At 70.7% G+C, this 21,190-nt stretch carries 20 protein-coding genes; 8 read left to right on the top strand and 12 right to left on the bottom strand.

The window, feature by feature from the left end; translation table 11 throughout:
• Positions 1-3 precede the first annotated feature (3 nt).
• From AB0E67_RS06380 to AB0E67_RS06395, 4 genes are read right to left on the bottom strand one after another with little or no spacing between them, the layout of a single operon-like run.
• Complete coding sequence (locus AB0E67_RS06380) at positions 4-321, bottom strand: bifunctional 3-phenylpropionate/cinnamic acid dioxygenase ferredoxin subunit (protein WP_073788547.1); 318 nt, start codon at positions 319-321, stop codon at positions 4-6.
• Positions 321-1,502 carry a Fe-S cluster assembly protein SufD gene (gene sufD, locus AB0E67_RS06385; protein WP_362021760.1) on the bottom strand — a complete coding sequence of 394 codons (1,182 nt, stop codon included), beginning with the start codon at positions 1,500-1,502 and terminating at the stop codon, positions 321-323. The genes AB0E67_RS06380 and sufD overlap by 1 nt, the downstream gene beginning before the upstream one ends.
• A gap of 58 nt (positions 1,503-1,560) precedes the next feature.
• On the bottom strand, positions 1,561-2,982 hold the full coding sequence (sufB, locus tag AB0E67_RS06390; protein WP_362021762.1) for a Fe-S cluster assembly protein SufB: 1,422 nt from the start codon (positions 2,980-2,982) through the stop codon (positions 1,561-1,563).
• Complete coding sequence (locus tag AB0E67_RS06395) at positions 2,979-3,731, bottom strand: ArsR family transcriptional regulator (protein ID WP_362021764.1); 753 nt, start codon at positions 3,729-3,731, stop codon at positions 2,979-2,981. Before AB0E67_RS06395 ends, sufB begins: the two co-directional genes overlap by 4 nt.
• Before the next feature lie 200 nt (positions 3,732-3,931).
• Between AB0E67_RS06395 and AB0E67_RS06400 the strand changes: the two genes are divergently transcribed.
• The 3 genes from AB0E67_RS06400 to AB0E67_RS06410 all read left to right on the top strand — a co-directional run bounded on the left by AB0E67_RS06400 (position 3,932) and on the right by AB0E67_RS06410 (position 6,755).
• Positions 3,932-4,858: an ABC transporter ATP-binding protein gene (locus tag AB0E67_RS06400; protein ID WP_362021767.1), complete on the top strand. Its 927-nt coding sequence runs from the start codon at positions 3,932-3,934 to the stop codon at positions 4,856-4,858.
• Complete coding sequence (locus tag AB0E67_RS06405) at positions 4,855-5,622, top strand: ABC transporter permease (protein WP_362021769.1); 768 nt, start codon at positions 4,855-4,857, stop codon at positions 5,620-5,622. The genes AB0E67_RS06400 and AB0E67_RS06405 overlap by 4 nt, the downstream gene beginning before the upstream one ends.
• Before the next feature lie 119 nt (positions 5,623-5,741).
• Positions 5,742-6,755, top strand: coding sequence for a COX15/CtaA family protein (locus tag AB0E67_RS06410; protein ID WP_362021772.1), 1,014 nt, complete (start codon positions 5,742-5,744; stop codon positions 6,753-6,755).
• Between the two features lie 105 nt (positions 6,756-6,860).
• Here the strand turns inward: AB0E67_RS06410 and AB0E67_RS06415 are convergent, their stop codons facing one another.
• Both AB0E67_RS06415 and AB0E67_RS06420 read right to left on the bottom strand, forming a co-directional pair.
• Positions 6,861-7,217, bottom strand: a complete 357-nt coding sequence (locus AB0E67_RS06415) for a hypothetical protein (RefSeq protein ID WP_362021775.1) — start codon at positions 7,215-7,217, stop codon at positions 6,861-6,863.
• A gap of 107 nt (positions 7,218-7,324) precedes the next feature.
• A complete protein-coding gene (locus AB0E67_RS06420) occupies positions 7,325-8,278 on the bottom strand; it encodes a heme o synthase (RefSeq protein ID WP_362021778.1) in 954 nt (317 codons plus the stop codon).
• A 634-nt stretch (positions 8,279-8,912) separates the two neighbouring features.
• Here AB0E67_RS06420 and tkt point away from each other — a divergent pair.
• Genes tkt through pgl form a run of 5 tightly spaced genes read left to right on the top strand, consistent with a single transcriptional unit; the run spans position 8,913 to position 15,547 of the window.
• Complete coding sequence (tkt, locus tag AB0E67_RS06425; protein WP_362021781.1) at positions 8,913-11,015, top strand: transketolase; 2,103 nt, start codon at positions 8,913-8,915, stop codon at positions 11,013-11,015.
• Positions 11,016-11,050: 35 nt separating this feature from the next.
• Complete coding sequence (gene tal / locus AB0E67_RS06430; protein ID WP_362021784.1) at positions 11,051-12,169, top strand: transaldolase; 1,119 nt, start codon at positions 11,051-11,053, stop codon at positions 12,167-12,169.
• 5 nt (positions 12,170-12,174) lie between these two features.
• The gene (gene zwf / locus AB0E67_RS06435; RefSeq protein WP_362021787.1) at positions 12,175-13,707 is read left to right on the top strand and encodes a glucose-6-phosphate dehydrogenase; all 1,533 of its coding nucleotides are present in this window, start codon (positions 12,175-12,177) and stop codon (positions 13,705-13,707) included.
• A complete protein-coding gene (gene opcA, locus AB0E67_RS06440; RefSeq protein ID WP_362021790.1) occupies positions 13,704-14,768 on the top strand; it encodes a glucose-6-phosphate dehydrogenase assembly protein OpcA in 1,065 nt (354 codons plus the stop codon). Before zwf ends, opcA begins: the two co-directional genes overlap by 4 nt.
• A complete protein-coding gene (pgl, locus tag AB0E67_RS06445; protein ID WP_362021792.1) occupies positions 14,765-15,547 on the top strand; it encodes a 6-phosphogluconolactonase in 783 nt (260 codons plus the stop codon). The genes opcA and pgl overlap by 4 nt, the downstream gene beginning before the upstream one ends.
• Before the next feature lie 168 nt (positions 15,548-15,715).
• On the opposite strand, the gene AB0E67_RS06450 is transcribed toward pgl, so the two are convergent.
• The 6 genes from AB0E67_RS06450 to tpiA all read right to left on the bottom strand — a co-directional run bounded on the left by AB0E67_RS06450 (position 15,716) and on the right by tpiA (position 21,184).
• Positions 15,716-17,305 (bottom strand): PH domain-containing protein, encoded by a 1,590-nt coding sequence (locus AB0E67_RS06450; RefSeq protein WP_362021795.1) that lies wholly within the window; start codon positions 17,303-17,305, stop codon positions 15,716-15,718.
• Entirely contained in the window at positions 17,302-17,805 is a 504-nt protein-coding gene (locus AB0E67_RS06455) for a PH domain-containing protein (RefSeq protein ID WP_362021798.1), read from the bottom strand. The genes AB0E67_RS06450 and AB0E67_RS06455 overlap by 4 nt, the downstream gene beginning before the upstream one ends.
• A gap of 4 nt (positions 17,806-17,809) precedes the next feature.
• Positions 17,810-19,462 (bottom strand): glucose-6-phosphate isomerase, encoded by a 1,653-nt coding sequence (gene pgi / locus AB0E67_RS06460; RefSeq protein WP_362021801.1) that lies wholly within the window; start codon positions 19,460-19,462, stop codon positions 17,810-17,812.
• 151 nt (positions 19,463-19,613) lie between these two features.
• Positions 19,614-19,901, bottom strand: coding sequence for an RNA polymerase-binding protein RbpA (locus AB0E67_RS06465; protein ID WP_242434136.1), 288 nt, complete (start codon positions 19,899-19,901; stop codon positions 19,614-19,616).
• A gap of 158 nt (positions 19,902-20,059) precedes the next feature.
• Positions 20,060-20,293: a preprotein translocase subunit SecG gene (gene secG / locus AB0E67_RS06470; protein ID WP_335935959.1), complete on the bottom strand. Its 234-nt coding sequence runs from the start codon at positions 20,291-20,293 to the stop codon at positions 20,060-20,062.
• A 114-nt stretch (positions 20,294-20,407) separates the two neighbouring features.
• Complete coding sequence (tpiA, locus tag AB0E67_RS06475; protein WP_362021803.1) at positions 20,408-21,184, bottom strand: triose-phosphate isomerase; 777 nt, start codon at positions 21,182-21,184, stop codon at positions 20,408-20,410.
• Positions 21,185-21,190 lie beyond the last annotated feature (6 nt).

Below are 21,190 nucleotides of genomic sequence, written 5' to 3' on the forward strand. Positions count from 1 at the left end.
GACTCAGGACTCCTGGGTGACGGAGACGAGCACATCGTCCCCTTCGATCTTGACGGGGTATACGGGGACGGGGCGCGTCGCGGGAAGGCCGGACGGCTTGCCGGTGCGGAGGTCGAAGCTGGAGCCGTGCAGCCAGCACTCGATCATGCAGTCCTCCACCTCTCCTTCGGACAGCGACACGTTCGCGTGCGAGCAGATGTCGTTGATCGCGAACACCTCGCCCTCGGTACGGACGACGGACACCGGGACGCCGTCGAGCTCCACACGCTTCGGGGTGTCCTCTTCCAGCTCACTGAGCGTGCAGACTTTGACGAAGGCCATCAGACGGACGCCTTCAGCTCGGTCTCGATCTTGTCGAGCAGCCGCGCCTCGACGTCCGGCAGGCCGATCTGCTGGACGAGCTCGGCGAAGAAGCCGCGTACGACGAGTCGGCGGGCCTCCTCGGCCGGGATGCCGCGCGCCATCAGGTAGAACAGCTGCTCGTCGTCGAAGCGGCCGGTCGCGGAGGCGTGGCCGGCGCCGACGATCTCGCCGGTCTCGATCTCCAGGTTCGGCACGGAGTCGACGCGCGCGCCGTCCGTGAGGACGAGGTTGCGGTTCATCTCGTAGGTGTCGGTGCCCTCGGCGGCGGCCCGGATCAGCACGTCGCCGATCCACACCGCGTGCGCGTCGTCGCCCTGGAGCGCGCCCTTGTAGGCGGCGTTGGACTTGCAGTGCGGGGTGTTGTGGTCGACCAGGAGGCGGTGCTCCTGGTGCTGGCCCTTGTCGGTGAAGTACAGGCCGAACAGCTCGGCCTCGCCGCCGGTGCCCGCGTAGCTGACGCGCGGGTGGAGGCGGACGAGGTCGCCGCCGAAGGTGACGACGATCGACTTGAACGAGGCGTCCCGGCCCACCAAGGCGTTGTGCTGGCCGACGTGGACCGCGTTCTCGTCCCAGTCCTGCACGGAGACGACGGTGAGCTTCGCGCCGTCGCCGAGGACGTAGTCCACGTTGGCAGCGAGCACCGCATCACCGGTGTGGTCGATGACGACGACGGCCTCGGCGAAGGCACCCAGCTCCACGACCTGGTGACCGAAGGCCACCCCGCCCTCGCCGTGCACCGTGATGCGGATCGGCTCGGTGAGCACGGCCTCCTTGGGGACCGTGACCACGGAGGCCTGCTCGAAGGACGAGTACGCCTGGGCGGCGACGCGGTCCACCGGGGTACCGGCCCGGCCGAGCCGGGAGTCGTCGCGGCCGACGGTCTCGACCGTGACGCCCTCGGGGGCCTCGATGGCGACCTTGACGCCGTCGCCGGTGGCCACCGCCGTGCCGTCGTGCAGCCCGCGCAGCCGGTCCAGCGGCGTGAACCGCCACTCCTCCTCGCGGCCGTGCGGGACCGGGAAGTCCGCGACGTCGAAGGACGGCGGCGCGCTCATACGCGTGGCGACGGTCGATTCGGCGGCCACCGCGATGGAACCGGTGGTGGTGGATCCCGCCGGGATGTTCTGAGCCTCAGCCATGGCTGTCGTAGTGCTCGCTTTCTCAGTGAAGTGTCCGGGGATTCGGTCGTGGGCCGGGTCAGCCGACCGAACCCTCCATCTGCAGCTCGATCAGCCGGTTGAGTTCGAGCGCGTACTCCATCGGCAGTTCCTTGGCGATCGGCTCGACGAAGCCGCGCACGATCATCGCCATCGCCTCGAACTCCGTCATACCGCGGCTCATCAGGTAGAACAGCTGGTCCTCGGAGACCTTGGAGACGGTCGCCTCGTGCCCCATGGACACGTCGTCCTCACGGACGTCGACGTACGGGTAGGTGTCGGAGCGCGAGATGGTGTCGACCAGCAGCGCGTCGCAGAGCACGTTCGACTTCGCGCCCGGAGCGCCCTCGCCGATCTCGATCAGACCGCGGTAGGAGGTGCGGCCGCCGCCCCGCGCCACCGACTTGGAGACGATGTTGGAGGAGGTGTTCGGCGCCATGTGGACCATCTTGGCGCCGGCGTCCTGGTGCTGGCCCTCGCCCGCGAAGGCGATGGACAGGGTCTCGCCCTTGGCGTGCTCGCCCATCAGGTAGACGGCCGGGTACTTCATGGTGACCTTGGAGCCGATGTTGCCGTCGACCCACTCCATGGTCGCGCCCTCGTAGGCCACGGCGCGCTTGGTGACCAGGTTGTAGACGTTGTTCGACCAGTTCTGGATCGTCGTGTAGCGGCAGCGGCCGCCCTTCTTCACGATGATCTCGACGACCGCGGAGTGCAGCGAGTCCGAGGAGTAGATCGGAGCGGTGCAGCCCTCGACGTAGTGCACGTACGCGCCCTCGTCGACGATGATCAGCGTCCGCTCGAACTGGCCCATGTTCTCCGTGTTGATACGGAAGTACGCCTGGAGCGGGATGTCGACGTGGACGCCCTTGGGCACGTAGATGAACGAGCCGCCGGACCACACGGCCGTGTTCAGCGAGGCGAACTTGTTGTCGCCGACCGGGATGACGGTCCCGAAGTACTCCTGGAAGAGCTCGGGGTGCTCCTTCAGCGCGGTGTCGGTGTCGAGGAAGATGACGCCCTGCGACTCCAGGTCCTCACGGATCTGGTGGTAGACCACCTCGGACTCGTACTGCGCGGCGACGCCGGCGACCAGGCGCTGCTTCTCCGCCTCCGGGATGCCGAGCTTGTCGTAGGTGTTCTTGATGTCCTCGGGCAGGTCCTCCCAGGACTCCGCCTGCTTCTCCGTGGACCGCACGAAGTACTTGATGTTGTCGAAGTCGATGCCCGACAGATCGGAGCCCCAGGTGGGCATGGGCTTCTTGTCGAAGAGCCTGAGGCCCTTGAGGCGCAGCTTCAGCATCCACTCGGGCTCGTTCTTCTTCGCGGAGATGTCGCGGACGACGTCCGCCGAGAGCCCGCGCTTGGCCTCGGCGCCTGCCGCGTCGGAGTCGGCCCAGCCGTATTCGTACCTGCCCAGCCCCTCGAGTTCGGGGTGGGCGGTCTCCGTGGGGAGCGTCATGCGGGGTTCCTCCCGGCCTTGCTTGCAGATGCTGAATGAGTGGTCTTCGGTGCTGTGCGGCGACCGCTGCGCGGGATGTACGTCGTGCACACCTCGTCGCCGTGGGCGATGGTGGCCAGACGCTGCACATGCGTACCGAGAAGGCTGGAGAAGAATTCCGTCTCCGCCTCGCACAGCTGCGGATACTGCTCGGCGACATGAGCGACCGGGCAGTGGTGCTGGCACAACTGCTCGCCCTGCTGCGGGCCGGGCGCGCTACGCGCCGTAGCAGCGTACCCGTCGGCGGACAAGGCCTTGGCCAACGCCTCGGTGCGCGAATCGGGATCCGCGGCCTCGATCGCCGCCCGGTAGGCCTCGGTCTGGGCCGCGATCCTCGCTCGGGCGAAGGCGGCGACCGCGGCCTCGCCCGAGGTCTCGGCGATCCACCCCAGGGCGTCCACCGCGAGCTTGTCGTAGGACTGGTCGAATGCGTCCCGTCCGCAGTCGGTCAGGGCGAACGCCTTGGCCGGACGGCCACGCGTCCGTGCTCCGTAGACCCGCTGCTCACGGGCCTCGACGACGCCGTCCGACGCGAGGGTGTCGAGATGGCGGCGGACCGCGGCCTGGGTGAGACCGAGGCGCTTGGCCAGCTCGGCGACGGTGGACGGGCCGTGGTCCAGGATGGAGCGCGCGACCCTGTTGCGCGTCGAACGCTCGCCGGTCGCGAGTTCCTCCTGGGGTGTCTCCCGCTTGGTCTCGCCGTTTTTCACAACGCCATTGTTGCGTAATTAATCCGGCCCTGACAACCACGGTCCGGAACGATCTACGGTGCGCTTCATCACTTAGGGTCACCTAATCCACCTCCGCGCACCGGTCCGGGAACCGGGCCGCGAGCCCCTCCCGACGGGGGTCCGGCGGGACGCCCCCGCGCCCGCCGGGGGCAAAGTGGCAGCCCTTAGACTTACCGGCCATGAAGAGCGAGCCGGTCGTCCAGATCCGCGGGCTGGTGAAGCGGTACGGCCGCAGGGCCGCGGTGGACGGCCTCGACCTGAGCGTCCGCGCCGGTACGGTCACCGCCGTCCTCGGCCCCAACGGCGCCGGCAAGACCACCACCGTCGAGACCTGCGAGGGCTACCGCCGCCCCGACGCCGGGACGGTGCGGGTCCTCGGCCTCGACCCGGTCGCGGACGCCGCCCGGCTGCGCCCTCGGATCGGCGTGATGCTCCAGTCCGGTGGCATCTACTCCGGGGCGCGCGCGGACGAGATGCTCCGCCACATGGCGAAGCTCCACGCCCACCCCCTGGACGTCGACACGCTGATCGACCGCCTCGGCCTCGGCACCTGCGGCCGCACCACCTACCGCAGGCTCTCCGGCGGCCAGCAGCAGCGCCTCTCCCTGGCGATGGCCGTGGTGGGCCGCCCCGAGCTGGTCTTCCTCGACGAGCCGACCGCCGGGCTCGACCCGCAGGCCCGGCGCTCCACCTGGGACCTCGTGCGCGAGCTGCGCGCCGACGGCGTGTCCGTGGTCCTGACCACGCACTTCATGGACGAGGCCGAGGAGCTCGCCGACGACGTCGCCGTCATCGACGCGGGCAGGGTCATCGCCCAGGGCAGCCCCGAGGCACTCTGCCGCGGCGGCGCCGACAACACCCTGCGCTTCACCGGCCGCCCCGGCCTCGACCTGGGCTCCCTGCTCAAGGCACTGCCCGACGGCGCGGAGGCGGCCGAGCCCACCCCGGGCACGTACCGCATCACGGCCGACGTCGACCCGCAGCTGCTGGCCACCGTCACCTCCTGGTGCGCGCAGCACGGGGTGATGCCGTCCGGCATCTCCGTCCAGCGGCACACCCTGGAGGACGTCTTCCTCGAACTGACCGGCAAGGAGCTGCGCGCATGAGCGCCGGTACGTACGCCCCGCGGCCGGGCGCCGCCCCGCTCTCCCGGATGATCGCCGCGCAGGCGGCGCTGGAGACGCGGATGCTGCTGCGCAACGGCGAGCAGCTGCTGCTGACCGTGATCATCCCGGCGCTGCTGCTGGTGCTGTTCAGCGCGGTCGACGTCGTGGACACCGGCGCCGGGCGGTCCGTGGACTTCCTCACGCCCGGCGTCCTGGCGCTCGCCGTGATGTCCACGGCCTTCACCGGCCAGGCCATCGCCACCGGTTTCGAGCGGCGCTACGGGGTGCTCAAGCGGCTCGGTGCCTCGCCGCTGCCGCGCTGGGCGCTGATGACCGCCAAGACCCTCTCGGTGCTGGTCACCGAGGTGCTGCAGGTGGTGCTCCTGACGGTGATCGCGTTCGCGCTGGGCTGGTCGCCGCACGGCGACCCGTTCGCCGTGGTGCTGCTGCTGGTGCTCGGCACCGCCGCGTTCTCCGGGCTCGGGCTGCTGATGGCCGGGACGCTGAAGGCGGAGGCCACGCTGGCCGCGGCCAACCTGGTCTTCCTGCTGCTGCTGGTCGGCGGCGGGGTGATCGTGCCGCTGGACAAGTTCCCGGACGCGGTGCAGTCGGCGCTCGGGCTGCTGCCCATCGCGGCCCTGTCGGACGGGCTGCGCGACGTGCTCCAGCACGGCGCCGGGATGCCGTGGGGCGAGCTCGCTGTGCTGGCGGTGTGGGCGGTGCTCGGGCTGGGCGCGGCGGCGAAGTTCTTCCGCTGGGAGTGAGCCGGACGGGTGCGGGGGCGCCCGGGTCCGGGTGCTCGACGTGAGTCCTCTGCAGCGCACCGTCGCCGTTTCGCGCTACTCGTCCCCCTCGTGAAAGCTTGCACAAGCCGCCGCCTACGATGGTGCGCGTGCCCAAGCTGACCCGAGCCGAAGTCGCTCAAGCCGCGCGGAACCCGCTTCCCTACATCGCCGAACGGTGGACGCCGACGGAACGCATCGTCCGCCGCGCCGTCATGTCGGCCGTCGTCATGTCCGTCGTCATCGTCGTCACCGGCGGTGCGGTACGGCTGACCGGTTCCGGCCTCGGCTGCCCCACCTGGCCCAAGTGCACCGAGGACAGCCTCACCTCGACGAGCGAGATGGGCATCCACGGTGTCATCGAGTTCGGCAACCGCCTGCTGACGTACGTCCTGTGCGCGGCGGTCGGCTGGGCGATCATCGCCGCCCGCTCGGCGAAGCCCTGGCGGCGCAGCCTCACCCGGCTCGGCTGGGCCCAGTTCTGGGTGGTCATGGGCAACGCGGTGCTCGGCGGCATCGTGGTGCTGGTCGGCCTCAACCCGTACACGGTCGCGGCGCACTTCCTGCTCTCCACGACGCTGATCACGGTCGCGATGGTGATGTGGCAGCGGGTCCGCGAGGGCGACGAGGCTCCCCGGCCGCTGGTGGGCAAGGCGGTGTCCCAGCTGACCTGGCTGCTCGTGGTGGCCGCGGGACTGCTGATCGCGGTCGGTACGGTCGTCACGGGCGCCGGGCGGCACGCGGGAGACTCCAGCGACGTGCACCGCATCCCGGTCGACTGGAAGATGGTCGCGCAGCTGCACGCCGACCTGGCCTGGGTCGTGGTGGCGCTGACCGTCGCCCTCTGGTTCGTGCTGAAGGCCGTGGACGCGCCGGTCGGCCCGCGGAGCCGGGCCCGCGACCTGTTCCTGGTGCTGCTGGGGCAGGGCGTGATCGGCTACGTCCAGTACTTCATGGACACCCCGGAGATCCTGGTCGGCCTGCACATGTTCGGTTCGTGTCTGGTGTGGATCGCGGTGGTGCGGGTGCTGCTGTCGCTGCGCGAGCGCCCGGAGGCCGTACCCGCGACGGCCGTCCCCGCCGCCGAGAAGCCGGAGCCGGCCGCCGCGGGGTGAGCCGGGGCGGGGCCCGCGCGGGCCCCGATACGTCTGTACGCCGATGCCGGGCGGTCCTTGATCAGGACCGCCCGGCATCGGCGTACAGACGTATCGGGGCCGCTCTCAGTCCTTGTTGGACGGGCCGCCCACCTGGATCCCCGCCATCCGCGTCCACTCGTACCGGCCGGTGCGGACCTTCGCCGCGAGCTCCCCGTCGAAGGACTCGTGCATCGTGATCCCGGCCTTCCGGGCGGCGCTCTCGGCGACCGCGTACGAAGGGGCGACCAGATCGCCCCAGCCGCCGTCCTCGCCCACGAGAACGATGCGGGCGCCCATCTGCCCGAGGTAGGCGAGCTGCCCCTCCGCGCCGCCGTGCGCCTTGGAGAAGGCACCGATCTGCTTGGCGAGCTTCGCCGCCCTGCGCTCCGCGCGGGCCGCCCGCTTGCCGCTCTCCACCTGGGTCTCAGCCGTCTCTGCCATGGTCAGGATGCTATCGATGGGCAGATCGACGTGCGACGGGCGGGGTACGTGGCGTGGGCCACGTACCCCGCCCGTCGGCGGGACCGCTTCGGTGGAGCGGGGCGGGACTACCTCAGGAAGGGGTCGATCGCCACGGCGAGGAAGAGCAGCGAGACGTAGGTGATCGACCAGTGGAACAGCCGCATCTCCTTGAGCTTCGCGCCGGTCACCCCCGCCTTGGCCCGGTTGAGCAGGGCGTGCGCCTCCCAGAGCCAGAAGCCGCCGGTCAGCAGCGCCACCGCGGTGTAGAACCAGCCGGTGTAGCCGAGCGGGGTCAGCAGCAGCGAGACGATCACCATCGCCCAGCTGTAGAGCACGATCTGGCGGGCCACCACGCGGTTGGACGCGATGACCGGGAGCATCGGGACCCCGACGCGGGCGTAGTCGTCCTTGACCTTCATCGAGAGCGGCCAGTAGTGCGGCGGCGTCCAGAAGAACATCACGACGAAGAGGATGACCGCGGCCCACGACATCGAGTTCGTCACGGACGACCAGCCGATGAGGACCGGCATGCAGCCCGCGATGCCGCCCCAGACGATGTTCTGCGCGGTACGCCGCTTCAGCACCAGCGTGTAGCCCACGACGTAGAACAGCAGCGCGCCGAGCGCGAGCGCGGACGACAGCCAGTTGACCAGCAGCCCGAGCCAGACCGTGGAGACCACCGCGAGGACGATGCCGAAGGCCAGGCACTCGCGCGGGCTCACCATGCCGGTGACCAGCGGGCGCTGCGACGTACGGTGCATCACCGCGTCGATGTCGCGGTCGATGTACATGTTCAGGGCGTTGGCGCCGCCCGCGGAGAGGTATCCGCCGATGGTGGTCGTGAGCACGAGCCACAGATCGGGTACGCCCTGGGCCGCCAGGAACATCACCGGCACGGTGGTGATCAGCAGCAGTTCGATGATCCGAGGCTTGGTCAGCGCCACGAATGCCTTGACACGAGTCCCGAACGGGCGATGGCCCCCCGGGCTGGAAGTCAAGGCGACCCCTGCGGGTCGGGACTCGACGGCCGTCACGCACACCCCTGACAGAGAAATCCAGCAAGCTCCGGGCGTGAGGACCCGGTAAAGACTTGCGCGAACCAGACCACTGTAGACGTTGGGAACATGCCGTCCTTCGTGGGGGTCGGATCGTGTTGGCGTGGCACGGAAGCGGGGAATCACGCCCGTCACGGCGGTGTCGGGGCGGCGACGGGCGCCCCTCGCGGCGACGCGGGAGGACCACCGGAGCGGCACACTCCGCACACCTCCGGGCGCCGTGCCCCCGCGCACCCCGGCGGGACACGCCCACCGGATCGACACACGGACGGACGGTCCGGCGCGCGTACCGGTACGGGTACGGCTCCCGCGGCCTCGCCCGCGGGAGCGGCACGCAGGCTCCGGACGCCACTCGTCGGAGCGGTCACGGAAACGCGGAACCCCGCTCACCGGAGCGGCACGGAAGGGCCCTCGCCCGCTCACCGGAGCGGCGCAGAAGTGAGCCCCCGCGCTCATACGGGAGGCGGACCCGTCGGGCCGCCCACACCCTGGAAAGCAGCGGAAAACGCGCGTTCCGACACAGGTAGGCTCGACCATCCCGGTGCGGTCACAGACACCGGAATCCCCGGTGCGGTCACAGACACCGGTTGACAACAGTGGAGAGGAGCCCTGACTCAGGGTGAGCACCAAGCCGACCACCACAGATCTCCAGTGGACCGAAGTGGACCAGCGGGCCGTGGACACCGCTCGCGTCCTCGCCGCCGACGCCGTTCAGAAGGTCGGAAACGGCCACCCGGGCACGGCGATGAGCCTGGCTCCCGCCGCGTACACCCTCTTCCAGAAGGTGATGCGGCACGACCCCGCCGACCCGGAGTGGACCGGCCGCGACCGGTTCGTGCTCTCTGCCGGCCACAGCAGCCTGACCCTCTACATCCAGCTCTACCTGGCCGGCTACGGCCTGGAGCTCGACGATCTCAAGTCCTTCCGGACCTGGGGCTCCAAGACCCCGGGCCACCCGGAGTACGGACACACCGCGGGCGTGGAGACGACCACGGGCCCGCTGGGCCAGGGCGTCGCCAACGCCGTGGGCATGGCGATGGCCTCCCGCTACGAGCGCGGGCTGTTCGACCCGGAGGCGGCCCCCGGAGCCTCCCCGTTCGACCACATGGTGTGGGTCGTCGCGGGTGACGGCTGCCTCCAGGAGGGCATCGCCGCCGAGGCGTCCTCGCTGGCGGGGCACCAGAAGCTCGGCAACCTGGTCCTGCTGTGGGACGACAACCACATCTCGATCGAGGGCGACACGGAGACCGCGGTCTCCGAGGACACCCTGAAGCGGTACGAGGCGTACGGCTGGCACGTCCAGCGCGTCGAGCAGCTGCCCAGCGGCGATCTGGACCCGGCGGGTCTGTACCGGGCGCTGGAGGCCGCCAGGGCCGAGACCGGGCGCCCGTCCTTCATCGCCGCCCGCTCGATCATCGCGTGGCCCGCGCCGAACGCCCAGAACACCGAGGCGTCGCACGGCTCGGCGCTGGGCGAGGAGGAGGTCGCCGCGACGAAGAAGGTCCTCGGCTTCGACCCCGAGAAGTCCTTCGAGGTCTCCGACGAGGTCATCGCGCACACCCGCAAGGCGCTGGACCGCGGCCGTGAGGCCCGGGCCGAGTGGGAGAAGTCCCTCGCCGCGTGGCGCACCGCCAACCCGGAGCGCGCCGCCGAGTTCGACCGGATCTCCGCGGGCGAACTGCCCGCGGGCTGGGAGGACAGGCTCCCGGTCTTCGAGCCCGGCAGGAGCGTGGCCACCCGCGCCGCCTCCGGCAAGGTGCTCCAGTCGCTCGGCGAGATCGTCCCCGAGCTGTGGGGCGGCTCCGCCGACCTGGCGGGCTCGAACAACACGACGATCGACAAGACGTCGTCGTTCCTCCCCGTGGGCAACCCGCTGCCCGGCGCGGACCCGTACGGGCGCACGATCCACTTCGGCATCCGCGAGCACGCCATGGCCGCGGCCATGAACGGCATCGCGCTGCACGGCAACACCCGCGTCTACGGCGGCACCTTCCTGGTGTTCTCCGACTACATGCGCAACGCCGTACGGCTCTCCGCGCTGATGCACCTGCCGGTGACGTACGTGTGGACGCACGACTCGATCGGTCTCGGCGAGGACGGCCCGACCCACCAGCCGGTGGAGCACCTGGCCTCGCTGCGCGCCATCCCGGGTCTGAACATCGTCCGTCCGGCCGACGCCAACGAGACCGCCATCGCGTGGCGCGAGATCATGCGCCGCCACACCAAGGTGTTCGGCGAGGGGACCCCGCACGGTCTGGCGCTGACCCGCCAGGGCGTGCCGACGTACGAGGCGAACGAGGACGCGGCCAAGGGCGGTTACGTGCTCCTCGACGCCGAAGGGCCCGAAGGGCAGCACGCGTCGCCCCAGGTGCTGCTGATCGGCACGGGCTCCGAGGTGCACCTCGCCGTCGAGGCGCGCGAGGAGCTGCAGGCGGCCGGCATCCCGACCCGTGTGGTGTCGATGCCGTCGGTCGAGTGGTTCGAGGAGCAGGACCAGGCGTACAAGGACAGCGTCCTGCCGCCGTCGGTGAAGGCGCGGGTCGCGGTCGAGGCCGGCATCGGCCTGACCTGGCACCGGTACGTCGGGGACGCCGGCCGGATCGTCTCGCTGGAGCACTTCGGTGCCTCGGCCGACGCCAAGGTCCTCTTCCGTGAGTTCGGCTTCACCGCCGAGCACGTCGCCGCCGCCGCGCGGGAATCTCTCGCCGCCGCCGCGCGCTGACGCCCTTATAGAGACAAGTAGGAGATGCAACTCTCATGACAGACGCACTCAAGCGCCTCTCCGACGAGGGCGTGGCGATCTGGCTCGACGACCTGTCGCGCAAGCGGATCACGTCGGGCAATCTGGCCGAGCTGATCGACGAGCAGCACGTGGTGGGCGTCACCACCAACCCGTCGATCTTCCAGAAGGCGATTTCGAGCGGGGACGGCTACGAGCGGCAGCTGACCGACCTCGCCACCCGCAAGGTCACCGTCGACGAGGCCATCCGCATGATCACGACGGCCGACGTGCGGGACGCGGCGGACATCCTGCGCCCCGTCTTCGACGCCACGGACGGCCAGGACGGCCGGGTCTCCATCGAGGTGGACCCACGTCTGGCCCACCACACCGCCGCCACCGTCGCCGAGGCCAAGCAGCTGGCCTGGCTGGTGGACCGGCCCAACACGCTCATCAAGATCCCGGCGACGAGGGCCGGCCTCCCGGCGATCACCGAGGTCATCGGCAAGGGCATCAGCGTCAACGTCACGCTGATCTTCTCGCTGGAGCGCTACCGCGAGGTCATGGACGCCTACCTGGCAGGTCTGGAGAAGGCCAAGGCCGCGGGCCTGGACCTGTCCAAGATCCACTCGGTGGCGTCGTTCTTCGTGTCCCGGGTGGACACCGAGATCGACAAGCGGCTCGACACGATCGGCACTCCCGAGGCCAAGGCGCTCAAGGGCAAGGCGGCGCTCGCCAACGCCCGCCTCGCCTACCAGGCGTACGAGGAGGTGTTCGGTTCGGAGCGCTGGGCCGCCCTGGACAAGGCGCAGGCCAACAAGCAGCGCCCGCTGTGGGCCTCGACCGGCGTCAAGGACCCCGCGTACAAGGACACCCTGTACGTCGACGAACTGGTCGCCCCCGGCACGGTCAACACCATGCCCGAGGCCACCCTGGACGCCACCGCCGACCACGGGCGGATCACCGGCAACACCATCGCCGGCACCTACGAGCAGGCCCGCGCCGAGCTCGACGCCGTGGCGGAGCTCGGCATCTCCTACGACGACGTCGTCCAGCTGCTGGAGGACGAGGGCGTCGAGAAGTTCGAGACGTCCTGGATCGACCTGCTCAACTCGACCGAGGCGGAGCTCAAGCGCCTCGCCCCTTCGGAGGGCTGACCGCCTTGTCTGGTGTTCCCGGAGCCAATCCGCTTCGTGACCCCCAGGATCGACGGCTCCCGCGCATCGCGGGGCCGTCGGGCCTGGTGATCTTTGGCGTCACGGGTGATTTGTCCCGCAAGAAGCTGATGCCCGCCGTCTACGACCTGGCCAACCGCGGCCTGCTGCCGCCGGGCTTCTCGCTCGTCGGTTTCGCGCGCCGGGAGTGGCAGGACGAGGACTTCGCACAGGAGGTCCACGACGCCGTCAAGCAGCACGCTCGCACCCCGTTCCGCGAGGAGGTCTGGCAGCAGCTCATCCAGGGGATGCGCTTCGTCCAGGGCAACTTCGACGACGACGAGGCGTTCGAGACGCTGAAGGCGACGATCCAGGAGCTCGACGAGGCACAGGGCACGGGCGGCAATTTCGCCTTCTACCTGTCCGTGCCCCCGAAGTTCTTCCCCAAGGTCGTCCAGCAGCTCAAGAAGCACGGGCTGGCCGACCAGAAGGAGGGCTCCTGGCGGCGTGCCGTCATCGAGAAGCCCTTCGGACACGACCTGCAGAGCGCGCAGGAGCTCAACCGGATCGTGCACGACGTCTTCCCGCCCAACGAGGTCTTCAGGATCGACCACTACCTCGGCAAGGAGACGGTCCAGAACATCCTGGCGCTGCGGTTCGCCAACACGATGTTCGAGCCGATCTGGAACAGGTCGTACGTCGACCACGTCCAGATCACGATGGCCGAGGACATCGGCATCGGCGGCCGGGCCGGTTACTACGACGGCATCGGTGCCGCCCGTGACGTCATCCAGAACCACCTGCTCCAGCTGCTGGCGCTGACCGCGATGGAGGAGCCCGGCTCCTTCCACCCCAAGGCCCTGGTCGCCGAGAAGCTCAAGGTGCTCGCGGCCGTGGAACTGCCGGAGGACCTGGGCAAGCACACGGTGCGCGGCCAGTACGTGCACGCCTGGCAGGGCGGCGAGGAGGTCCCCGGCTATCTGGAGGAGGACGGCATCGACCCCGGGTCGACGACCGACACCTTCGCCGCGATCAAGCTGACGATCAACAACCGCCGCTGGGCGGGCGTGCCGTTCTACCTCCGTACCGGAAAGCGGCTCGGCCGCCGGGTCACGGAGATCGCGGTCGTCTTCAAGCGCGCTCCGTATCTGCCGTTCGAGTCCGGCGCGACGGAGGAGCTGGGCGGCAACGCGCTGGTCATCCGGGTCCAGCCGGACGAGGGCGTGACCGTCCGGTTCGGCTCCAAGGTGCCCGGCACCTCGATGGAGGTCCGGGACGTCACGATGGACTTCGCGTACGGCGAGTCCTTCACCGAGTCGAGTCCGGAGGCGTACGAGCGGCTCATCCTCGACGTGCTGCTCGGCGACGCCAACCTCTTCCCGCGGCACCAGGAGGTCGAGCTCTCCTGGAACATCCTCGACCCGATCGAGGAGTACTGGGCCGAGCACGGCAAGCCCGCGCAGTACCCGGCGGGCACGTGGGGCCCGGCCGAGGCGGACGAGATGCTCGCACGAGACGGACGGAGCTGGCGCCGGCCATGAAGATCGACCTCACGGAGACCACCTCCAGCAAGATCAACCAGGCGCTGGTGTCGGCCCGGCGTGCCATCGGCACCCCGGCCATCGGCATGGTGCTGACCCTGGTCATCGTCACCGACGAGGAGAACGCGTACGACGCCCTCAAGTCGGCCGGTGACGCCTCGCGCGAGCACCCCTCGCGGATCATCGCGGTGATCAAGCGGCTCAGCCGCTCGCCGCGCAGCCGCCGCGACGCCCGGCTCGACGCCGAGGTGCGGGTCGGCTCCGACGCGGGCACCGGCGAGACGGTCGTGCTGCGCCTCCACGGCGAGCTGGCCAACCACGCCCAGTCGGTCGTCCTGCCGCTGCTGCTGCCGGACGCCCCGGTCGTGGTCTGGTGGCCGCAGGACGCGCCCGCCGAGCCGGCGAAGGACCCGCTGGGCGCGCTCGCGCAGCGCCGGATCACGGACGCCTACTCGGCGGAGCACCCCTGCGACGAGATCACCCTGCGCGCCCGGTCGTACGCCCCCGGCGACACCGACCTGGCCTGGACCCGCGTCACGCCGTGGCGCTCGATGCTGGCCGCCGCGCTCGACCAGCAGCACGCCGAGATCGTCTCGGCGACGGTCGAGGGCGAGTCGGAGAACCCGAGCTGCGAGCTGCTCGCCATGTGGCTGGCGGACCGGCTCGGCGTCCCCGTCGAGCGCACCCAGTCCGACGGTCCCGGCCTGACGGCCGTGCGGATGGAGACCAGGAGCGGTGTCATCGTCCTGGACCGGCCGGACGGTTCGATGGCCACGCTCTCGATGGAGGGCCAGCCGGACCGCGCGGTGGCGCTCAAGCGGCGGGACACCGCCGAACTGCTCGCCGAGGAGCTGCGGCGTCTGGACCCGGACAACACCTATGAGGCGACGGTGAAGTTCGGCGTGGACAGGCTCGGCGGACCGGCACGGCCGAAGGCGGAGGGCTCGAAGCCCGCCGATCCGAAGCCGGCCGACCCGGAGCCCGCCGGGGCCGCCCCCGCCCCGCCCGCCGCGAAGAAGGCCACGGCCAAGTCCCCGGCCAAGAAGGCGGCGTCGAAGTGAGTGCCCCTCAACTCGTCGTGCACCGCGACAAGGAGCTGATGGCACAGGCCGCCGCGGCCCGGCTGATCACGAAGGTGGTGGACGCCCAGGCCGCGCGCGGTCACGCCTCGGTGGTCCTCACCGGCGGGCGCAACGGCAACGGCCTGCTGGCCGCCCTCGCCGCCGCGCCCGCCCGGGACGCGATCGACTGGTCGCGGCTCGACCTGTGGTGGGGCGACGAGCGGTTCCTGCCGGAGGGCGACCCGGAGCGCAATGTCACGCAGGCCCGTGAGGCACTGCTGGACACGGTGCCGCTGGACCCGTCGCGGGTGCACGCCATGCCCGCGTCGGACGGCCCCTGGGGCAACGACGCCGACACGGCGGCGGCCGCGTACGCCGCCGAGCTGGCCGCCGCGGCCGGTCCGGAGGACCACGGGCCGGTGCCGACGTTCGACGTGCTGATGCTGGGCGTCGGCCCGGACACGCATGTCGCGTCGCTCTTCCCGGAGCTGCCCGCGGTACGGGAGACCGAGCGCACCGTCGTCGGTGTGCACGGCGCACCCAAGCCGCCGCCCACCCGTGTCTCGCTGACGCTGCCCGCGATCCGGGCCGCGCGCGAGGTGTGGCTGCTCGCCGCGGGCGAGGACAAGGCGGAGGCCGCGGAGATCGCGCTCTCGGGCGCCGGGGAGATCCAGTCCCCGGCGGCCGGTGCGTACGGACGCGCCCGAACGCTGTGGCTGCTGGACGCGGCGGCGGCCTCGCGGCTGCCGCGCGCCCTGTATCCGCCGGCCTCGTCCTGATCGGTCCCGGCACCGACGCCCGCGGGCCCGGTCCGCTCCTCGGAGCGACCGGGCCCGCGGGCGTTCCGGGAGGCGGCCATGCCCAGGGCGTACCGGAAGCGGGGCCGCGCCGGGCACACCGTCCTCGCGGCCTCGGCCCGTACCGGCAGAGGAGCCGTCCTCGCGGTCTCAGCCGGTGGGCGGGGTGCGCTCCAGGAAGGGCTCCAGCAGGCCCGGGACGGCCCGGAAGGCGAAGTCCAGGCCCTCGCTCTCGTCGGCGTCGTAGGCCGTGTACGCGCCCGCCCCGGCGGCCGTGGTCGCGGTGATGCCGATCACCCCGGACCGCCGCTGGAAGTACGTCTGCCGGACCGTCCAGCCGATGACCCCGGCCCGCTCCAGCGCGGCGGTGGAACGCCTGAGCGTGCCGGACCGGACCACCAGGTAGTCGCCGCTGAGCACGTGCCCCAGGCCCCGGTAGGCGTCCCGGGCCAGGAACAGCCCGAGCGGCAGCCCCACGACCGCGCAGACGAGCGCCGCCCACAGCAGGACGGGGGTCAGCAGCAGCCCCAGCACGACCAGGACGAGCACGGGCACGGCGACGGCCCACAGGGCCCGGCGCAGCCGCCGTCCCCGCGCCGCCGTGGGGTGGGGGGTCAGCGCGGCACCGGTCGGGGAGACGGACTCGCGCAGGACGTCGGCGGCCACCGCGTCGGCCACGGGCCGGGGCGCGACGGGCAGCAGGGTGTCCTGGTCTCGGTGCCGCTCCTCGTCGTCCTTGGCGAGTCCGGTGGTGATCGCGTCGACCCGGGCGGCACCGAACAGCCGGACGCCGAGCGGTTCGACGAGATCGACACCGCGCAGTCGGCGTTCCTCGATGGAGACGGAACGTGAGGTCAGCAGCCCGCGCCGGATGCGCAGGGTGCCGCCCGGTTCGCGCTCCAGCCGGTAGTTCCACCACATCTCGATCCACAGACCGAGCGCGCCGACGACACCGGCGGCCAGCACGACGAGGGCGACGACCCCGATCACGGCCGGCAGCGCGGTGTCCCGGAACCGGTCACCGACCCAGCCGATGACCTTGCCCTGCGCCCCGAACCAGTCGCTGACCTGCATCACCGCACCGGCCGCCGCGCCGCCGAGCGCCGGGGCGACGAACGACACCGGCGCGTAGCGGATCCAGCGCGGGTCCAGGACGGCGAGCTCGCCCTCGCCATGAGTGCCCGGGGCGCCCGTGTCCGCGCGCTCCAGCAGTTCGCGGCGGAGCCGTTCGCCCTCGGCCCGTGCGACCGGGTCGAGTTCCAGGGTGGAGTCGTTTCCGGAGTGCTCGCCGGTACCGATGCGGACGGTGACCAGGCCGAGGACCCGTTGCAGCGGATGGGCGGTGAGATCGACGCTGCGGACGCGCTCACGGGCCAGCGAGCGCTTCTTGACCATGAGCAGCCCCGTGTGCAGCTCGACCCGCTGGGCACCGACGCGGTAACGGGTGCGACGCCACCGCACGTAGTCGCCCGCCGCGGCGCAGCCGACCAGCGCGAGCGCACCGGCCACCACGAGGGCCACCGCCGCCCCGAGCCCGAACCGCCCGGAGAGCCCGAGCGTGACGGGCACGGACGCGCCGACCGCGACACCGGCCGTGAGCAACGCGCTGACGAGGACCGTGCGCCGGTCCAGCCGCCGCCAGGCGATGCCGTCGCCGGTCGCCGTCACCGCGCCGGTGGCATCGGTGTCGACGCCGTCCTCGCCCGCTCCGGGCGGCGGAACGGTCGCCTCCGTGCTCATGTGGCGTCCCCGGGGGTGTCCTGGGTGATCCTGGTCAGGCGTTCGGCCAGCTCGGCCGCCGACTCGTGACCCAGCCCCGCGATCCGTACCGCGCCCTTGGACGAGGCGGTGGTCACGGTGACGGTGGCGAGCCGGTAGAGCTGTTCGAGCGGTCCGCGCACGGTGTCCACGGTCTGGATGCGGGACATCGGGGCGATCCGCCACTCCTGCCACAGGAGGCCCGTCCTGACGTAGACGGCTTCGTCGGTGACCTCCCAGCGGTGGGTACGGAACCACCAGAGCGGGAAGAGGACGGCGCAGCCGGCACCGAGCACCGCGAGAACCGCGGCGGGCAGCAGCAGCCAGAACCTGGCGGGCTCGATGAACACACCCAGTACGACGAGGACCACCACCGGTAGCGCGGTCAGCAGCAGCCACTGGGCGCGCCACCAGTCGACCGCCCTCGGATCCAGGGTGTTGTTCGGCGGCCTCAGCCGCACCGTCCGCTCCCTCGCACTCACCGGCTCAACGCCCCCTGCGGGCGCGGTACGCCCCGACGAGGGCCGCGGTGGAGCTGTCCAGCCCCTCGCCACCACTGCCGTCGGTCAGCACCGGCTCGATCCGCTTGGCGAGGACCTTGCCGAGTTCGACGCCCCACTGGTCGAAGGAGTCGATGTTCCAGACGGCTCCCTGGACGAAGACCTTGTGCTCGTAGAGCGCGATGAGCTGGCCGAGGACGGACGGGGTCAGCCGGTCGGCGAGGATCGTCGTCGTCGGGTGGTTGCCCTTGAAGGTCCTGTGCGGCACGAGTTCCTCGGCGACGCCCTCGGCACGGACCTCGTCCGGCGTCTTGCCGAAGGCCAGCGCCTGGGTCTGTGCGAAGAAGTTGGCCATCAGCAGATCGTGCTGGGCGACCAGACCGGGCAGCAGGTCCTCGACCGGCTCGGCGAAGCCGATGAAGTCCGCCGGGATGACCTTGGTGCCCTGGTGGATCAGCTGGTAGTAGGCGTGCTGTCCGTTGGTGCCGGGGGTGCCCCAGACGACCGGTCCGGTCTGCCACTCGACGGGGCGGCCGTCCCGGTCCACGGACTTGCCGTTGGACTCCATGTCCAGCTGCTGCAAGTACGCGGTGAACTTGGACAGATAGTGGCTGTACGGCAGCACGGCATGCGACTGGGCGTCGAAGAAGGCCCCGTACCAGACGCCCAACAGGCCCATCAGCAAAGGGGCGTTGGCCTCGGCGGGGGCGGTGCGGAAGTGCTCGTCGACGAGGTGGAAGCCGTCGAGCATCTCGCGGAACCGCTCCGGGCCGATCGCGATCATCAGGGAGAGGCCGATGGCGGAATCGTACGAGTAGCGACCGCCGACCCAGTCCCAGAACTCGAACATGTTGGCGGTGTCGATGCCGAAGTCCGCGACCTCGCCGGCGTTGGTGGACAGCGCCACGAAGTGCTTGGCGACCGCTTCCTGACCGGCGTTCAGGCCGGTCAGCAGCCAGTTGCGGGCGGAGGTCGCGTTGGTGATCGTCTCGATCGTGGTGAAGGTCTTCGACGCGATGACGAACAGCGTCTCGGCGGGGTCGAGGTCGCGCACCGCCTCGTGGAGGTCGGCGCCGTCCACGTTGGACACGAAACGGACGGTGAGCGAGCGGTCGGCGAAGGAGCGCAGCGCCTCGTAGGCCATGGCGGGGCCGAGGTCGGAACCGCCGATGCCGACGTTGACGACGTTCCTGATGCGCTTGCCGGTGTGGCCGGTCCACTCACCCGACCGGACGCGGTCGGAGAACGCCGCCATCTTGTCGAGCACCGCGTGCACGCCCGGCACCACGTTCTCGCCGTCGACCTCGATCACCGCGTCGCGCGGGGCGCGCAGCGCCGTGTGCAGGACGGCGCGGTCCTCGGTGGTGTTGATCTTCTCGCCGCGGAACATCGCGTCCCTCAGCTGCGCCACTCCGGTGGCGGCGGCGAGGTCGCGCAGAAGACGCAGCGCCGTGTCGTCGACCAGGTGCTTGGAGTAGTCGATGTACAGGTCGCCGACCTGGAGGGTGTAGCGGGCGCCGCGTTCCGGATCGTCGGCGAAGAGCTGCCGCAGACGCGCTTCCCCGAGCTGCTCACGGTGCTTGCCCAGAGCCGCCCATTCGGGGGTCCGGTTGAGACTGGTTCGGTTCGGTGTGTTCATCCCGGTTGTCGGCCCACTTCTTCTCGTGATTGCAGATGCCCCGCCGAGTCCCCAACTTAATTGATCGAAGGGGCCGACGAGGCAACGGCGAAGTGCGGCACCGGTGGATGCACTCCGGCCGGGCCCCTCATGGGTACCCGGCCGGTGGTTTTCAGATCTCGCCCCGGAGTTTCGCCAGGGCCTCGGCGAGGATGGCTTCGCCGTCCGCGTCACTGCGCCGCTCGCGCACGTACGCGAGGTGCGTCTTGTACGGCTCGGTGCGCGGCGGGTCGGGCGGGCAGTCCCGGTCCTGGCCGGCCGGGAAACCACAGCGCGGGCAGTCCCACGTCTCGGGTACCTGCGCGTCACTGGCGAAGCTCGGCTGCGTCTCGTGCCCGTTCGAGCACCAGAAGGAGATGCGGAGACGCGGCGCGGACTCGCCCCGCTCGGCCTCCCCCATCGGCCCCGCCCCGACCCGGCTCCCCCGGATCGCGTTGCCACTTGCCACGGTCGTAACTCCCCTGCGTGATGGTGCTCGAAGATGCCCCAGTCTACGTAAGGCCCAACGCGCGTCCAGTGAAAGGAGTTACACCCTCACCGGGATTCGCTCACGACGCGTCAGTCCAGCTTGATCAGCAGACCGAGCACGACGATGCACGCGAACCAGAGCAGGCCCACGACCACCGTGATCCGGTCGAGGTTGCGCTCCGCGACCGAGGAGCCGCCCACGGACGACTGCATGCCGCCACCGAACATGTCGGAGAGGCCGCCGCCCTTCCCCTTGTGCATCAGCACCAGCAGCATCAGCAGCAGGCTGAAGACGATCAGGGCGATCTCGAACCCCAAAATCACGGCTGGTCCCTACTTTCCGGAGTCCTCTGGACTGCATGTGCGAGCAACGGGGGCCGGGAGGCTGAGCCCTTCCCGGCCCCCGCAAGGGTACGACGGATCCGCGCTACCGCATACTCACTGGTCGCGGAAGCGGACGATCTTGACGAACTCGTCGGTGTCGAGCGAGGCACCTCCGACCAGGGCGCCGTCCACGTCGGGCTTCTCCATGATCTCGGCGACGTTCCCGGACTTCACGGAGCCGCCGTACTGGATGCGGACCTTGTCGGCCAGGTCCTGGGAGTACAGCTCGGCGAGGCGCCCGCGGATCGCCGCGCAGACCTCCTGCGCGTCGTCGGCGCCGCACACCTTGCCGGTGCCGATCGCCCAGACCGGCTCGTACGCGATCACGATCGACTCGGCCTGCTCGGCGGGCAGGTCCTTCAGCCCGCCGTCGACCTGGGCGAGGGTGTGCGGGACGTGGTTGCCCGCCTCGCGGACGGGCAGTTCCTCGCCGACGCAGAGGATCGGGGTCAGGCCGTGCTTGTAGGCGGCCTTCACCTTGGCGTTGCAGAGCTCGTCGGTCTCGCCGTGGTACTGGCGGCGCTCGCTGTGCCCGACGGCGACGTAGGTGCACTTCAGCTTGGCGAGCATCGGTCCGGAGATCTCACCGGTGTACGCGCCGGAGTCGTGCGCCGAGATGTCCTGGGCGCCGTACTTGATCCGCAGCTTGTCGCCGTCGACCAGGGTCTGTACGGAGCGCAGGTCGGTGAAGGGCGCCAGGACGGCGACCTCGACGGCTTCGTAGTCCTTGTCGGCCAGGGCGAAGGCGAGCTTCTGGACGTGGGCGATGGCCTCCAGGTGGTTGAGGTTCATCTTCCAGTTGCCCGCCATCAGCGGGGTGCGGGTGGTCATGAAAGT

Source organism: Streptomyces sp. NPDC032161, from assembly GCF_040636995.1.
Lineage (GTDB): Bacteria > Actinomycetota > Actinomycetes > Streptomycetales > Streptomycetaceae > Streptomyces.